The sequence below is a fragment of the Pseudomonas sp. NFX98 genome, from assembly GCF_047784845.1.
Taxonomy (GTDB): Bacteria; Pseudomonadota; Gammaproteobacteria; order Pseudomonadales; family Pseudomonadaceae; genus Aquipseudomonas.
The window spans coordinates 125,405-141,076 of sequence record NZ_JBLNNF010000012.1; the positions used below are offsets into that span (position 1 = coordinate 125,405).

Below are 15,672 nucleotides of genomic sequence, written 5' to 3' on the forward strand. Positions count from 1 at the left end.
GGGCCTCATCGCGGGCAAGCCTTGCTCCTACAGGACTGGGTCGTACACACAAGCGTCGAACGACTCGAATCTGTAGGAGCAAGGCTTGCCCGCGATAGCAATCTCGAGGTTGCCCTATCACTTGAAGGAAAAATTGATGATCGAATCCCTGGAAAAAATGCTCGCCAAGGGTGTGGATAACTCATTGCTGCGCTTCGGCCTGGGCAAGGGTTATCTGGATCAGGGTGAAAATGCCAAGGCTGCCGAGCATTTCCAGCGCTGCGTCGAGATCGATCCGAAGTATTCAGCGGCGTGGAAACTACTGGGCAAGGCCCATCTGGCGCTGGCGAATCATGCAGCCGCGCGCCTGGCCTGGGAGCAGGGTCTGGAAGCCGCCCGCAACCATGGCGACAAGCAGGCAGAGAAGGAAATGATGGTGTTTCTGAAGAAGCTTGATCGCGCTGATCAGAGATAACGCAAACCGATACCCTCGGCGTCCACCTGCACCACTTCCATACGCACTTGCGGCGCGCCTGTGGGTAAGTCCTGAACCTGACCGTAGACCACCGCGCCTCTGGGTAGAGAGGACAATGCCGGATGTTTGACGTAGACACCCGTGGTCGAAAGATTGCGCGTCTGGCCCAAGCATTCGCCAAGGCTTTCGTGTGTAATCTTGATGCGAAATGATTTGCGATGTTCGGACATCTACTGCGCCCTTGAATGAACGGTTGTGGATAACCTCGAGTCAAGGTTATCCACAGATCATGCCAACCAACTCAATACCAGCGTTCTTCACCCGGTGGACGCTTCTTGAAGCGCTTCATGCTCCACATGTACTGGCTTGGATACGCCCGCACATAGCGCTCGACCACTTTACTCATGGCTGCACAGGATTCGGCGGTGTCGGTGCTGTACATGGCTTCGGGCGCGGCTTCCAGAATCACCTTATACCCAGAGCCATCCGGCAGGCGCAGCGCATGCAGGAACACGCCGACCGCTTTACCGCCGGCGAGCATGTTCGGTACGAACTTGCTGGTCAGCGCTTGAGTGGCGAAGAACGGCACGAAGATCCCGGCGGATTCGGCTGGTTCCGGGTCAGCGGGAATGCCCACTGCACCACCTTTGCGCACTTCCTTGATGACGCTGAGGATGCCTTCCTTGGTGGACGCGGCCACTTTGTTGCCAAGCTGTACCCGCTGCTTTTGCAGCAACTCGTCGACCGCCTTCAATTTTGGTGGGCGGTAGAAAATGATCGGTTTGCACTGGCTGCAATAGAAGTGGTTGAGCACTTCCCAGTTGCCCAGGTGGCTGGTGATGCCGACCACGCCTTTGCCGGAGGCGAGGGCGTCTTTCAATACATCGAGACCTTCGACTTCGCGCACCAGATCGATGGAACGCTGGGCCGGCCAGATCCAGGCGCAGGCGCTTTCGGTCAGGGACTTGCCGATGTCCTTCAGACTCTGGCCTACCAGACGTTCGCGCTCGGCAGGGTCCATGTCCGGAAAGCATTTGGACAGATTGATCCGCACCACGTCGCGGGAACGGTTGGGGAATTTCCACATCATCCAGCCAATCGCCGAGCCCACGGCCTGCACGGCCCGCCACGGGAGCAGGGCAAACAGCCGCAGAGCGCCTACCAGCAAGGCGCCTTTAAACTTATCCACAGGTCACTCCTGATCTTGTGCTGTGCGTGAACCGGCCATTCTAACCGCCGTTCGCCAGCTGCGCGTAGCGGTCGCAATCCTGCGTGTGGTCAATGACCATGCCCGAGGCCTGCATCAACGCGTAGCAAATGGTCGGTCCGACAAACGTGAAGCCGGCCTTTTTCAAACCTTTGCTCATCTCCACGGCGGTCGGCGTGACGGCAGGGACTTCGCTGCGATCCTTGAAATGATTGATCACGGGCGTACCGCCGACGAAGGACCAGAGAAACGCCACCGGGTCCTCCAGCGCCAGCCAGGCCTGGGCGTTGCGGCGGGCGGCGTTGAGCTTGAGGCGGTTGCGGATGATGCCCGGATCGAGCATCAATTCATCGATTTCCGCATCGCTCATCTGCGCCACGCGCTGCACGTCGAAGCCAAACATCACCTGACGATAGTGCTCACGTTTGCGCAGCACAGTGATCCAGGACAGCCCGGCCTGGAACCCTTCGAGCAAAAGCAACTCGAACAAACCCTGCGCATCGCGTAGCGGCGTGCCCCACTCCTGATCGTGATAAGCCATGTACAGCGGATCTTCGGAACACCAAAAGCAGCGTGGCATAAGGCTCCAGGGGGCGTGCGCAGCAATGAATCGGGTATACTCCCGCTCTTTAAATCGCAGCCCAAGAAACAGGTGAATTTCGTGAGCCAGCCTACGCCAGCCGTGCGTACCTTCCAAGACTTGATCCTCGCCCTCCAGCAATACTGGGCCGAGCAAGGTTGTGTGGTACTTCAGCCCTACGATATGGAAGTAGGCGCCGGCACTTTCCACACTGCAACATTCCTGCGCGCCATTGGCCCGGAAACCTGGAACGCCGCCTACGTGCAGCCAAGCCGTCGTCCGACTGACGGCCGCTACGGCGAAAACCCGAACCGTCTGCAGCACTACTATCAGTTCCAGGTAGTCCTGAAGCCGAACCCGGACAACTTCCAGGAACTGTACCTGGGCTCGCTCAAGCACGTCGGTCTGGACCCGTTGGTCCACGACATCCGTTTCGTCGAAGACAACTGGGAATCGCCGACCCTCGGCGCCTGGGGTCTGGGCTGGGAAGTCTGGCTCAACGGCATGGAAGTGACGCAGTTCACTTACTTCCAGCAAGCGGGCGGCATCGAGTGCTACCCGGTGACCGGCGAGATCACTTACGGTCTTGAGCGTCTGGCCATGTACCTGCAAGGCGTGGACTCGGTCTACGACCTTGTCTGGGCTGACGGTCCGTTCGGCAAAGTGACCTACGGCGACGTGTTCCACCAGAACGAAGTGGAGCAGTCCACTTACAACTTCGAACACGCCAATGTCGAGAAGCTGTTCGAGCTGTTCGATTTCTACGAAAGCGAAGCCAAGCGCCTGATCGAACTCGACCAGCCGCTGCCGTTGCCGAGCTACGAAATGGTGTTGAAGGCCTCCCATACCTTCAACCTGCTGGATGCGCGCCGGGCGATTTCCGTGACTGCGCGTCAGCAATACATCCTGCGTGTGCGCACCCTGGCGCGTTCCGTTGCGCAAGCCTACCTGCTGGCTCGCGCCAAGCTGGGCTTCCCGATGGCGACCCCGGACCTGCGTGACGAAGTACTGGCCAAGCTGGAGGCTGCACAATGAGTGCTCTGGATTTCCTGGTTGAACTGGGCACTGAAGAACTGCCACCCAAGGCCCTGAATACGCTGGCCGAGGCGTTTCTCGCCGGTATCGACAAGGGCCTGCAAGCTGCCGGCCTGAACTACGAGACCAAAACCGTTTATGCCGCGCCGCGCCGACTGGCCGTGCTGATCACCTCGCTGGCCACCCAGCAGCCAGATCGCAGCATCAACCTCGATGGCCCGCCACGTCAGGCCGCGTTCGATGCCGAAGGCAACCCGACCCAAGCGGCACTGGGCTTTGCCAAGAAGTGCGGCGTCGACCTGAGCGAAATAGATCAGAGCGGCCCGAAACTGCGCTACAGCCAAAGCATCGCCGGCAAGCCGACCGCGAGCCTGCTGCCGACCATCGTCGAAGATTCGCTGAACGACCTGCCGATCCCGAAACGCATGCGTTGGGGCGCTCGCAAGGAAGAGTTCGTGCGTCCGACCCAGTGGCTGGTCATGCTGCTCGGCGACCAGGTCGTCGACTGCACCATCCTCGCCCAGAAGGCCGGTCGCGATTCCCGTGGTCACCGCTTCCATCATCCGGAAAACGTGCGCATCGGTTCGCCGTCGAGCTACCTGTCTGATCTGCGTGCCGCTTATGTACTGGCCGATGCCAACGAGCGTCGCGAAATCATCAGCAAGCGCACCGAAGAACTGGCGACCCGCCAGGAAGGCACCGCGATCGTGCCGCCGGCCCTGCTCGACGAAGTGACTGCGCTGGTCGAATGGCCAGTGCCGCTGGTGTGCTCGTTCGAGGAACGTTTCCTCGACGTGCCGCAAGAAGCGCTGATCACCACCATGCAGGACAACCAGAAGTACTTCTGCCTGCTGGATGCCGACGGCAAGTTGCTGCCACGTTTCATTACCGTGGCCAACATCGAGAGCAAGGACCCGCAGCAAATCATCGCCGGTAACGAGAAAGTGGTTCGCCCACGCCTGACCGACGCCGAGTTCTTCTTCAAGCAAGACAAGAAGCAGAAACTCGAAGACTTCAACCTGCGCCTGCAAAACGTGGTGTTCCAGGAAAAACTCGGCAGCGTCTACGACAAGGCCGAACGCGTTTCCAAACTGGCCGCCTACATCGCCGCGCGCATTGGCGGCAACGCTTCGTGGGCTGCTCGCGCAGGCCTGCTGTCGAAGTGCGACCTGGCGACCGAAATGGTCGGTGAGTTCCCGGAGATGCAAGGTGTCGCCGGTTACTACTACGCCCTCAACGATGGCGAGCCGGAAGACGTCGCACTGGCGCTGAACGAGCAGTACATGCCGCGCGGTGCCGGCGCCGAACTGCCGTCCACCCTGACCGGTGCGGCCGTGGCCATCGCCGACAAGCTCGACACCCTGGTCGGCATCTTCGGCATCGGCATGCTGCCAACCGGCAGCAAAGACCCGTACGCCCTGCGCCGTGCAGCACTTGGCGTACTGCGCATCCTGATCGAGAAACAACTCGATCTGGACCTGAACGACGCCGTGGCTTTCGCCGTCGCTGCGTTCGGTGCCAAGGTCAAGGCTGCCGGCCTGAACGACTCGGTGCTGGAATTCATCTTCGACCGTCTGCGTGCCCGTTACGAAGACGAAGGCGTCGATGTGGCGACCTATCTGTCGGTACGTGCCCTGAAGCCGGGTTCGGCCCTGGACTTCGACCAGCGCGTGCAAGCGGTAGAAGCGTTCCGCAAGTTGCCGGAAGCCGCTGCCCTGGCCGCTGTGAACAAGCGTGTGTCGAACCTGCTGAGCAAGGTCGAAGGCTCGGTGCCTACGGTCGTGGAAGCCAAGTACTTCGATAATGCCAACGAGTTCTCCCTGTACTCGGCGATCCAGCAGGCAGACCAGGCTGTGCAGCCTATGGCTGCAGCGCGTCAGTACAGCGAATCGCTGGCACGCCTGGCTGCCCTGCGCGAGCCGGTGGATGCGTTCTTCGAAGCCGTGATGGTCAATGCGGAAGATGCCAAGGTCCGCGCCAACCGTTACGCCTTGCTGGCGCGTCTGCGTGGGTTGTTCCTCGGCGTCGCCGATATTTCGTTGCTGGGGTAAGACTGTTTGAAACTGCTGATTCTCGATCGGGACGGAGTGATCAATTACGACTCCGACGCTTACATCAAGTCGGTGGAGGAGTGGATTCCACTTCCCGGTTCGATCGAAGCCATCGCGCAGTTGAGCAAGGCCGGCTGGACGGTAGCGGTCGCTACCAACCAGTCGGGCATCGCTCGCGGCTATTACGACATCGCCACTCTGGACGCCATGCACGAGCGCCTGCGCTCACTGGTGGCAGAGCAGGGCGGTGAAGTTGGCCTGGTCGTCTACTGCCCGCACGGGCCGGACGATGGCTGCGATTGCCGCAAGCCAAAACCCGGGATGTTGAAAAACATCGCCGCTCATTACAACGTATCGCTGACTAATCTATGGTTCGTCGGCGATAGTCTCGGTGACCTGGAAGCCGCCAAAGCCGTCGATTCTCAGCCAGTTTTGGTAAAGACCGGGAAAGGCGAAAAGACTTTGGGCAAGACCCTCCCGGTAGGCACATTGATTTTCGACGATCTGGCGGCGATTGCCGCAGAACTTATCCACAATTAGAGCTCTTTCGAAATCCTGACCAAGGAATGTTCGGGAGTGCGCTTGAACCGTAACGGTAAACGTCGCCATGTCGATACTGCAGGCCATCAGGACCTTTCTTTTTTACCTGCTGCTGGGCACCAGCTCCCTGCTGTGGTGCAGCCTGAGTTTTTTTATCGCGCCCTTTCTGCCGTTCAAGGCGCGTTATCGCTTCATCAACGTCTACTGGTGCCGTTGCGCCTTGTGGCTGAGCAAGGTGTTCCTCGGTATCCGCTACGAAGTGAAGGGCGCCGAAAATGTACCGGATCGGCCTTGCGTGATTCAGTCGAACCACCAAAGCACCTGGGAAACGTTCTTCCTCTCGGCGTACTTCGAGCCTTTGAGCCAGGTGCTCAAGCGCTCATTGCTGTTTGTACCGTTCTTTGGCTGGGCCATGGCCATGCTGCGACCGATCGCCATCGACCGTGACAACCCGAAAGCAGCGCTCAAGCATGTGGCAAAGAAGGGCGATGAACTGCTTAAAGACAACGTTTGGGTGCTGATCTTTCCTGAAGGCACGCGCGTTCCTTATGGCACCATCGGCAAGTTTTCCCGAGGCGGAACCGCATTGGCGGTCAATGCCGAGCTACCGGTCCTGCCGGTAGCACACAATGCCGGCAAGTTCTGGCCGAAAACCGGTTGGGCGAAGAAGCAGGGCGTCATCACCGTAATCATCGGTGCACCGATGTATGCCGAAGGTAGCGGACCGCGCGCCATCGCCGATCTGAACGATCGGGTCCAGGCCTGGAACGAGCAGATGCAACGGGAAATGGGCTCGCTGCCACCAGCGCCGCAAGCGCCTGTTTCCAACGATCAGGTGGCTGTCTGAGATTCTGTGGATAACCTGTGTACCGTTTAGTGTAAAAACGGCGTAATTATTTACTAACCTAATGATTTTCATAGATATTTCTTAAACTGATAAAAATACTGAAAACGTGCATAAGTTTTTTTCGGGCGCAAAAAAACCGGCAGATATAGCCGGTTTTTTTATGCCCGTGATCCGTTGTTTCACTCTTCTAACAAGGGGAAGTGCAAACTGAAACACGTGCCTTTTCCCACCACGCTCCGGCACTCGATTCTTCCGCCATGGCGATCCATCACGGCCTTGACCATCGACAGTCCCAAACCCACGCCATCGATGCCTTGAGCCGAGGAAAAGCGTCGGTATTGAGTGAACAGCGCAGGTAATTCCTCTGCGGCGATGCCCTTGCCCTGGTCGATCAATTCGCAGATCAGCCATCCCTCGCTGCACTTGATCTGCAAACGAACGCAGGTCCCGCTGGCGCTGTACTTGATCGCGTTCTCCAGCAGATTGAATAGTGCCCGGGTCAGCAAAGCCTGATCGGCCAGGATCAAAGTTTCCTGCGCTTGCTCATCAATCTGCTGAAGCAATTCGATCTGCTTCTGCTGGGCAATCGGCAATGCCTGATCCAATACGTCCAGCACCAACATCGCAAACAGACTCGGCTGGAACTCATACGCCTCGGACTCGGCTTTCGCCAGTTGGACGAAACCATCGGTCAGGTCCAGCGCACGACGCACTTGCCGTTCTATCTGGTCGAACAGTTGTGTATTGCCCCCCACTTGATGGCGATGCACATCGAGCAAGGCGAGAATCGCCGAATGCGGCGCCCGTAGGTCATGCGAAAGAAAGCGCAATAACACGCCACGTTGTTCTTCGGCGACGCGTTCAGCACTCAGATCAGTCAGGCTAAACAGCCAACCAATCGGCATCTCGCCATCTACCGGCAGCAACGCCGCGCGCTCCAAACGCAGGCTGCGCTCCTTGTGATCGCGAAACTCCAGCAGCGGCAGGGTGGATAACTGCGGGGCTGAATCGCCGCTGATGCGTGGATAACCGAGTTGTGCCAACTGATCAAGCACATCGGCGCCAACCAGATCGCTGCCGAACAGCTCCCGTGCGTTGCGGTTGCCCAATAGAATGCGGCCCCGTGGATCACTGATCAGGGTAGCGACCGGTAGGTATTCCAGCCCATCGGCGATAAAACGTCGGGTGTCGCGGGTGCGACTCAAGGCTTGCTCAAGGGCCATGATTTGTCCCTGCAAGTGGTCGGCGCCGGAAAACTGTGCACGGCGACGCTCGGGAAATACTTTCGGCTCGCTGTCCAGGCGCGCCAGTTCCCAGCCGAAATAGGTCAAAACTACGCTCAGTCGCCGCCAGTTCCAGATCAAGTATCCAAACAGTATGCCCAGCACAGCGGGCGTGGGTGACCACCACCTTCGCGACTCTGCCAGACCGAAGCTGGTCAGTAACGCCGCAGCCATGCCCAGCAATGTCACCCAAAGCGCCAGACGCGGACGCCACAGCAATAGCCCAAGTACGAAAATCACCATCAGCACCGAAAGCGCTGCGCTCAGGCTTGGCGTTGCGTCGCGCAGGTTGATTTGCGTGCGATATGACAACAGCGCGGTCAATGGCAGCAGCACCAGGCTTATCCACAGCCATTCGCGCACCAGCTGCCGAAACAATCCCTGAACCTGACTCGGTTCGCGACTTTCGTGGGAACGCGGGCTATTCATGGAAAGGGCTGAGAAGGGTGAATGGTTTCATAGGCCACTGGTCTGAGGAGGACATGGATGAGAAGAATCATAGCGGACGTCGACCAACGGCGAGCCGCTTGCTTTGACTCTCCCCTGCTAGTCGCTATTGTCTAGTCATAGCGGAATGCTCCCTGAGCCCAAGGAATCACCGCACATGCGTGTTGCGATACTGGACGACGAACCGGCTGAATTGCGCCGGGTGGAACAGACTCTCCATCAGATGAGCCAGCCTGAGGAAGATGACTGGTCCCTGCACAGCTTTGAGAGGGGAGAAGACCTGTTGCGGGAACTGCGTCGGAACACCTTCGACCTGTTGATCCTCGACTGGCAGCTGCCGGACCTCAGCGGAATAGAACTCTTGCGCTGGACCCGCGAACACATGGAAGTCCCACCCCCAGCCATCATGCTCACCAGCCGTGATGGCGAAAACGACATCGTCCAGGCCTTGAATGCCGGAGCCGATGACTACGTCAGCAAACCCTTCCGTCCCAATGAGTTGAAAGCGCGTGTCGCTGCGGTGTTGCGCCGACACAGTCAACAACGCAGCGCAGCAACCGAAGTGCTGAGTTTCAACGACCTGGTGTTCGACGATGCCGAACTCACCGTCAATCGCGCCGGCAGCCCCATCGTGATGACAGAACGGGAATACCGTCTGGCTCGCTGCCTGTTCACCAATCTGGGCCGGCCGTTGTCCCGCGAATATCTTTATCAACGGTTCTGGACGCATGAAGAGATGGTTTCTTCCCGTCCTCTGGATACCCACATCTACCGGTTGCGCAATAAGCTGGGATTGACCGCCGACCGTGGCTGGCAGTTGCTGACCATCTATGGATATGGGTATCGGTTGGAGAGTGTGGCTGCAACGATCGAATAGGGCTGTCGATCGTTAATCCATCGACAATAAAAAAGGCCAACGCATGAGCGTTGGCCTTTTCGTTTGGCGGGAGGCCTGAATCAGAAGTCCAGGTTGGAAACCGCCAGGGCGTTGCTTTCGATGAAGTCACGACGAGGTTCGACCGCATCACCCATCAGGGTGTTGAAGATCTGGTCTGCGCCAATGGCGTCTTCGATGGTCACTTTGAGCATCCGGCGCTGGCTTGGGTCCATGGTGGTTTCCCACAGCTGGTCCGGGTTCATCTCACCCAGTCCTTTGTATCGCTGGATGGTGTGACGCTTGGTGCTTTCAGCCATCAGCCATTCAAGGGCTTCCTTGAACTCGGTCACCGGCTTCTTGCGTTCGCCACGCTGGATGTACGCGCCCTCGTCCAGCAAGGTGCTCAATTGAGCGCCCAACGACACAACAGTCTTGTAATCGTTGCTGCCGAAGAAGTCACGGTTGAAGGTGATGTAGTTCGACAGGCCGTGAGAGATCAGCTCGACTTCTGGCAGCCAGACGTTACGTTCACGGTCTTCGCGCAGGCTGGCTTTGTAAACCAGACCGGACTTCTCAACGGTGCGTAGACGTACTTCGAACTGAGCCATCCAATCCTGCATCGCTGCGTGGTCGGACAGTTGTTCCATGCTCACCGCTGGCAGGTAGATGAAGTGCTCGGTCAGTTCCTGTGGGTACAGGCGTGACAGACGCTTGAGGGTCTTCATCACGAGGCGGAAGTCATTGACCAGACGCTCAAGGGCTTCACCGGAAATACCCGGCGCTTCTTCGTTCAGGTGCAGGCTCGCGTCTTCCAGGGCCGACTGCGTCATGTACTCTTCCATGGCGTCGTCGTCTTTGATGTACTGCTCTTGCTTGCCTTTCTTGACTTTGTACAGCGGCGGTTGGGCGATATAGATGTAACCGCGCTCGATCAGCTCCGGTAACTGACGGAAAAAGAAGGTCAGCAGCAGGGTACGGATGTGTGAACCGTCGACGTCAGCATCGGTCATGATGATGATGTTGTGGTAACGCAGCTTGTCGATGTTGTACTCGTCGCGGCCGATGCCACAGCCCAGCGCGGTGATCAAAGTGCCCACTTCTTGCGAAGAGATCATCTTGTCGAAGCGCGCCTTCTCGACGTTCAGAATCTTGCCCTTCAACGGCAAGATAGCCTGGGTCCGGCGGTTGCGTCCCTGCTTGGCGGAGCCACCAGCAGAGTCACCTTCCACGAGGTACAGTTCGGACAGGGCAGGGTCTTTTTCCTGGCAGTCAGCCAGTTTGCCCGGCAGGCCAGCGATATCCAGCGCGCCTTTTCGGCGAGTCATTTCACGGGCCTTGCGCGCCGCTTCACGGGCACGGGCCGCGTCGATCATCTTGCCAACAACCAGCTTGGCTTCGTTCGGGTTTTCCAGCAGGAAGTCCGAGAAGTACTTACCCATTTCCTGTTCGACCGCGGTCTTCACTTCGGAAGAAACCAGCTTGTCTTTAGTCTGGGAGCTGAACTTGGGATCCGGCACTTTTACCGAAATGATCGCGGTCAGGCCTTCACGGGCATCGTCACCGGTGGTCGCGACCTTGTGTTTCTTCGCCAGGCCTTCAGCTTCAATGTAGGTGTTCAGGTTACGCGTCAGCGCGGAACGGAAACCCACCAGGTGAGTACCACCATCGCGCTGTGGAATGTTGTTGGTGAAGCACAACAGGTTCTCGTTGAAGCTGTCGTTCCACTGCAGGGCGATTTCCACGCCAATGCCGTCTTCACGCTGAATGTTGAAGTGAAACACCTGGTTGACCGCAGTCTTGTTGGTATTCAGGTATTCAACGAACGCACGCAGGCCGCCTTCGTATTTGAACAACTCTTCCTTACCGCTGCGCTCATCCTTAAGGACGATGCCAACACCGGAGTTGAGGAAGGACAGTTCACGAATCCGCTTGGCCAGGATGTCCCAGCTGAAATGGATGTTCTTGAACGTCTCGGCCGACGGCTTGAAGTGAATCTGGGTACCGGTAGTTTCACTCTCACCAACGATTTTCATCGGTTCTTGTGGAACACCGTGGACGTAGGTCTGTTCCCAGATTTTGCCGCTGCGACGAACGGTCAGGACCAGTTCTTTTGACAGTGCGTTCACCACCGACACACCTACACCGTGCAGACCGCCGGATACTTTGTAGGAGTTATCGTCGAACTTACCGCCGGCGTGCAGCACGGTCATGATGACCTCGGCTGCCGAAACGCCTTCTTCTTTGTGCACGTCTACCGGGATGCCACGGCCGTTGTCGCGAACGGTGATGGATTCATCCGGGTGAATGATGATGCTGATGTCGTCGCAGTGGCCGGCGAGAGCTTCGTCGATCGAGTTATCGACCACTTCGAACACCATGTGGTGCAGACCGCTGCCATCGTCGGTGTCACCAATGTACATACCGGGACGTTTGCGTACGGCATCCAGGCCTTTCAGCACTTTAATGCTCGTTGAGTCGTACGTATTTTCTTCGCTCAATGCCTTCACTCCCGATGGTCGTGGGTCTGGGTGATACGGCCCTGTTCCACGTGGAACAGAGCGACTGGCGTTTCCGTCTGCCAGCCTTCCCTCAATAATTCGTGATCTACACAGGTGATAAACACCTGGCAGCGTAAGTCTTCCAGCAAGCGGCAAAGCGCACGGCGGTGTTGCTCGTCAAGTTCGGACGGCAAGTCATCCACCAGATAAATACACTGACCGCGTCGGGCCTGGCTTACCAAGTGCCCTTGGGCAATCCTCAATGCGCAGACCACTAACTTCTGCTGTCCACGAGACAAGATATCCGCGGCATTGTGTGCGCCCAATCTGAGGCGCAAATCAGCACGTTGTGGTCCGGCCTGGGTATGACCCATTTGCTGATCCCGCTGAAGGGACCCGGCGAGCACTGCGCTCAACTCACGGTCTTTGTCCCAACCTCGGTAATAGCTGAGCGTTAAGCCCTCAAGCTCAACCAGTTCGCTCAAGGTCTGTTCAAAGACTGGCTTCAAGGCTTTGATATAAGCGCGGCGGTATTCATCGATTTCAGCGCTGGCCTGGCACAGTTCCCTGTCCCAAACCGCTTGCGAAACGGCGTCAAGTGTACCATGCCGCAGCCAAGAGTTTCTCTGGCGCAGGGCCTTCTGCAAGCGTTGCCATGTGGACATGAAGCGTGGTTCCACGTGGAACACACCCCAGTCGAGAAACTGCCGGCGAATTTTCGGCGCGCCCTCCAACAAGCGAAAGCTGTCTGGGTTGATCAGCTGCAATGGCAGGATTTCCGCTAATTGCGCGGCGCTACGGGCGTTTTGCCCGTCAATGCGGATTTGGAACTCCCCTTGGCGGTCTCGCGAAATACCGAGTGCGCTGTGCCCACCCTCCGCCAACTCGACTTGGCCAAACACCGTGCATGCCAATTGCTCGTATTGAATGACCGGCAACAGGCGGGCGCTGCGAAACGAACGGGCAAGCCCCAGCAGATGAATGGCTTCCAGAACACTGGTTTTGCCGCTGCCGTTGGCGCCGTAAAGAATGTTGATTCGGGGGGAGGGGGAGAAGGTCACCGGGTGCAGATTGCGCACCGCGGTGACCGAGACGCGACTTAAGGACATCTAGCTTCCGCTGAACATGATTACAGACGCATCGGCATGACAACGTAAGCCGAGTCGTCGTTGTCGGACTCTTGCACCAGCGCACTGCTGTTGGAGTCGGACAGGATCAGGCGAACCTGCTCAGTGGTCATCACGCCCAGCACGTCGAGCAGGTAGCTCACGTTGAAGCCGATTTCCAGGGAGCCGCCGTTGTATTCAACACCCACTTCTTCTTCCGCTTCTTCCTGCTCCGGGTTGTTTGCCTGGATCTTCAGCTGACCATTGGCCAATTGCAGGCGGATACCACGGTATTTCTCGTTGGACAGGATCGCGGTACGGCTGAAGGCTTCGCGCAACGCCTGACGGTCGCCAAGTACCAGCTTGTCACCGCCCTTCGGCAGAACGCGCTCGTAGTCCGGGAATTTGCCGTCTACCAGTTTCGAGGTGAAGGTAAATTCGCCGGTGGTGGCGCGAATGTGGTGCTGACCCAGCACGATGCTGACGTTGCCATCCGGTTCGGTCAGCAGACGTGCCAGCTCCAGAATACCTTTGCGCGGCACGATGACCTGGTGGCGATCCGGCTGACCGATATCGGCTTGCATGGAACACATCGCCAAGCGGTGACCGTCGGTGGCCACGGCACGGATGATCCCGGCAGAAACTTCCAGCAACATGCCGTTGAGGTAGTAACGCACGTCCTGCTGAGCCATGGCGAAGCTGGTGCGCTCGATCAAACGGCGCAGCTTGCTTTGCTCGAGACTGCAAGTCAGCGATCCCGGACCTTCTTCTACAGTAGGGAAATCATTGGCCGGCAAGGTCGATAAGGTGAAGCGGCTACGGCCGGCCTTCACTACGAGTTTCTGTTCGTCGACCTTGATGTCGATCAGCGCATCGCCCGGCAAGCTTTTGCAGATGTCCATCAGTTTGCGCGCAGGCACAGTGATGGAACCCGGCTCGGCAGGCTCTTCGAGCTGAACACGACCGACCAGCTCGACTTCCAGGTCGGTACCGGTCAGCGACAATTGCTGGCCTTCGACAACCAGCAGCACGTTGGAGAGCACCGGCAAGGTCTGTCGGCGCTCGACGACGCCTGCGACCAGTTGCAGGGGTTTCAACAGGGCTTCGCGTTGAATGGTGAAATGCATGGTCTAGTCCCTTGCCTTAATAAGCTGCGCTGGTGTGCATCAAGTGGTCAGTGTACGCAGCAGGTTCTTGTAGTCCTCGCGGATGTCCGCGTCGGATTCCTTAAGTTCATTGATCTTGCGGCAGGCGTGCAAAACCGTCGTGTGGTCTCGTCCGCCAAACACGTCGCCGATTTCCGGCAAGCTGTGGTTGGTCAATTCCTTGGACAATGCCATGGCGACCTGACGCGGACGGGCAACCGAACGCGAACGGCGTTTGGACAGCAAATCGGAGATCTTGATCTTGTAGTACTCGGCGACGGTGCGCTGAATGTTATCCACAGAGACCAGTTTATCTTGCAACGCCAACAGGTCCTTCAGGGATTCGCGAATCAACTCGATGGTGATGTCGCGGCCCATGAAGTGCGAGTGAGCGATCACGCGTTTTAGCGCGCCTTCCAGTTCGCGGACGTTGGAGCGAATGCGCTGGGCAATGAAGAACGCCGCGTCATGGGGCAGGTCGACTTTGGCCTGGTCGGCCTTCTTCATCAGGATCGCGACACGAGTCTCCAGCTCCGGCGGCTCGACGGCTACCGTCAGACCCCAACCGAAGCGGGATTTCAGGCGCTCTTCAAGGCCTTCGATTTCTTTCGGATAGCGGTCACTGGTGAGAATGACTTGCTGGCCACCTTCAAGCAGGGCGTTGAAGGTGTGGAAGAACTCTTCCTGAGAACGCTCCTTGCGGGCGAAGAACTGAATGTCATCGATGAGCAAGGCGTCTACCGAACGGTAGAAACGCTTGAACTCGTTGATCGCGTTCAGCTGCAAGGCCTTGACCATGTCGGCCACAAAACGCTCGGAATGCAGGTACACAACCTTGGCGTTCGGGTTCTTCTTTAATAGATGGTTACCCACAGCATGCATCAAGTGGGTTTTACCCAGACCCACGCCACCATAAAGGAAGAGCGGGTTGTAACCGTGCTTTGGGTTGTCCGCCACTTGCCAGGCCGCAGCCCGGGCCAGTTGGTTGGACTTGCCCTCGACGAAGTTTTCGAAGGTAAAGGTGCGGTTCAGATAGCTAGTGTGCTTGAGCGCGCCTTCTACCTGCACGGTGCGTTGTTCGGAGCGAATGGGAGCCTGCTGCGAGCTGGCGCCAGCCATTGGGTCGAAACTGTCTCGCGACGGCTCTTCTTCAATGACCTCTGCGACTTTTTGCGTTGCGCGCTTGCTGGGTGCGGCGACCGATGCTTGCGCCGGAGCACTGACCGGTGCCGACGTTGCCTGAACCTGGGACGCAGCCGCGGCAGCAGCCAACGGAGCATTCGGCGCGGCACGCGGCGCTGAGCTGCGTTTGCTGCCTATTAATAAGGAAAGCGCTGGCGCCATCCCATTGCCATGTTCATCGAGCAATTCCAGGACGCGGCCCAGGTACTTCTCGTTGACCCAGTCCAGGACAAAACGATTGGGCGCGTAGACACGCAACTCGTCGCCTTCGGCTTCGACCTGTAGTGGACGGATCCAAGTGTTGAATTGTTGGGCAGGCAGCTCATCGCGCAAAAGCTCCACGCACTGCTGCCAAAGTTCCACTGACACGGATATCCCCTAAGTTGAAAGCCGGTGAGGCAAAAACAAGCGGCCATTGTA

At 57.9% G+C, this 15,672-nt stretch carries 14 protein-coding genes; 6 read left to right on the plus strand and 8 right to left on the minus strand.

The genetic code is table 11. The annotated features are described in order from the left end of the window. Window positions 1-133 precede the first annotated feature (133 nt). Complete coding sequence (locus ACM110_RS17575; RefSeq protein ID WP_416128822.1) at window positions 134-454, plus strand: tetratricopeptide repeat protein; 321 nt, start codon at window positions 134-136, stop codon at window positions 452-454. On the opposite strand, the gene ACM110_RS17580 is transcribed toward ACM110_RS17575, so the two are convergent. The 3 genes from ACM110_RS17580 to tag form a co-directional block, all read right to left on the minus strand. Then, window positions 445-684 (minus strand): PilZ domain-containing protein, encoded by a 240-nt coding sequence (locus tag ACM110_RS17580; RefSeq protein WP_416128766.1) that lies wholly within the window; start codon window positions 682-684, stop codon window positions 445-447. The genes ACM110_RS17575 and ACM110_RS17580 overlap by 10 nt on opposite strands. A 71-nt stretch (window positions 685-755) precedes the next feature. After that, window positions 756-1,643: a lysophospholipid acyltransferase gene (locus ACM110_RS17585; RefSeq protein WP_338583971.1), complete on the minus strand. Its 888-nt coding sequence runs from the start codon at window positions 1,641-1,643 to the stop codon at window positions 756-758. Window positions 1,644-1,683: 40 nt separating this feature from the next. Then, complete coding sequence (tag, locus tag ACM110_RS17590; protein ID WP_416128767.1) at window positions 1,684-2,241, minus strand: DNA-3-methyladenine glycosylase I; 558 nt, start codon at window positions 2,239-2,241, stop codon at window positions 1,684-1,686. Window positions 2,242-2,322: 81 nt separating this feature from the next. Between tag and glyQ the strand changes: the two genes are divergently transcribed. The 4 genes from glyQ (at window position 2,323) to ACM110_RS17610 (ending at window position 6,714) form a co-directional block, all read left to right on the plus strand. Beyond that, entirely contained in the window at window positions 2,323-3,276 is a 954-nt protein-coding gene (glyQ, locus tag ACM110_RS17595) for a glycine--tRNA ligase subunit alpha (protein ID WP_003213601.1), read from the plus strand. Further along, entirely contained in the window at window positions 3,273-5,327 is a 2,055-nt protein-coding gene (glyS, locus tag ACM110_RS17600; RefSeq protein ID WP_338583969.1) for a glycine--tRNA ligase subunit beta, read from the plus strand. The genes glyQ and glyS overlap by 4 nt, the downstream gene beginning before the upstream one ends. Window positions 5,328-5,333: 6 nt before the next feature. Then, entirely contained in the window at window positions 5,334-5,867 is a 534-nt protein-coding gene (gmhB, locus tag ACM110_RS17605; protein WP_416128768.1) for a D-glycero-beta-D-manno-heptose 1,7-bisphosphate 7-phosphatase, read from the plus strand. Between the two features lie 67 nt (window positions 5,868-5,934). Next, window positions 5,935-6,714 (plus strand): lysophospholipid acyltransferase family protein, encoded by a 780-nt coding sequence (locus ACM110_RS17610; RefSeq protein WP_416128769.1) that lies wholly within the window; start codon window positions 5,935-5,937, stop codon window positions 6,712-6,714. A gap of 179 nt (window positions 6,715-6,893) precedes the next feature. Here ACM110_RS17610 and ACM110_RS17615 read toward each other — a convergent pair whose 3' ends face one another. After that, window positions 6,894-8,426: an ATP-binding protein gene (locus ACM110_RS17615; protein ID WP_416128770.1), complete on the minus strand. Its 1,533-nt coding sequence runs from the start codon at window positions 8,424-8,426 to the stop codon at window positions 6,894-6,896. A gap of 175 nt (window positions 8,427-8,601) precedes the next feature. Between ACM110_RS17615 and ACM110_RS17620 the strand changes: the two genes are divergently transcribed. Then, window positions 8,602-9,321, plus strand: coding sequence for a response regulator transcription factor (locus ACM110_RS17620; RefSeq protein ID WP_416128771.1), 720 nt, complete (start codon window positions 8,602-8,604; stop codon window positions 9,319-9,321). Window positions 9,322-9,401: 80 nt separating this feature from the next. Here ACM110_RS17620 and gyrB read toward each other — a convergent pair whose 3' ends face one another. From gyrB to dnaA, 4 genes are read right to left on the minus strand one after another with little or no spacing between them, the layout of a single operon-like run. Beyond that, complete coding sequence (gyrB, locus tag ACM110_RS17625; protein WP_223489412.1) at window positions 9,402-11,819, minus strand: DNA topoisomerase (ATP-hydrolyzing) subunit B; 2,418 nt, start codon at window positions 11,817-11,819, stop codon at window positions 9,402-9,404. A gap of 5 nt (window positions 11,820-11,824) precedes the next feature. Next, window positions 11,825-12,928, minus strand: coding sequence for a DNA replication/repair protein RecF (recF, locus tag ACM110_RS17630; RefSeq protein ID WP_416128772.1), 1,104 nt, complete (start codon window positions 12,926-12,928; stop codon window positions 11,825-11,827). A 20-nt stretch (window positions 12,929-12,948) separates the two neighbouring features. After that, window positions 12,949-14,052 (minus strand): DNA polymerase III subunit beta, encoded by a 1,104-nt coding sequence (gene dnaN, locus ACM110_RS17635; protein WP_338583963.1) that lies wholly within the window; start codon window positions 14,050-14,052, stop codon window positions 12,949-12,951. 39 nt (window positions 14,053-14,091) lie between these two features. Then, complete coding sequence (dnaA, locus tag ACM110_RS17640; protein ID WP_416128773.1) at window positions 14,092-15,621, minus strand: chromosomal replication initiator protein DnaA; 1,530 nt, start codon at window positions 15,619-15,621, stop codon at window positions 14,092-14,094. Window positions 15,622-15,672 lie beyond the last annotated feature (51 nt).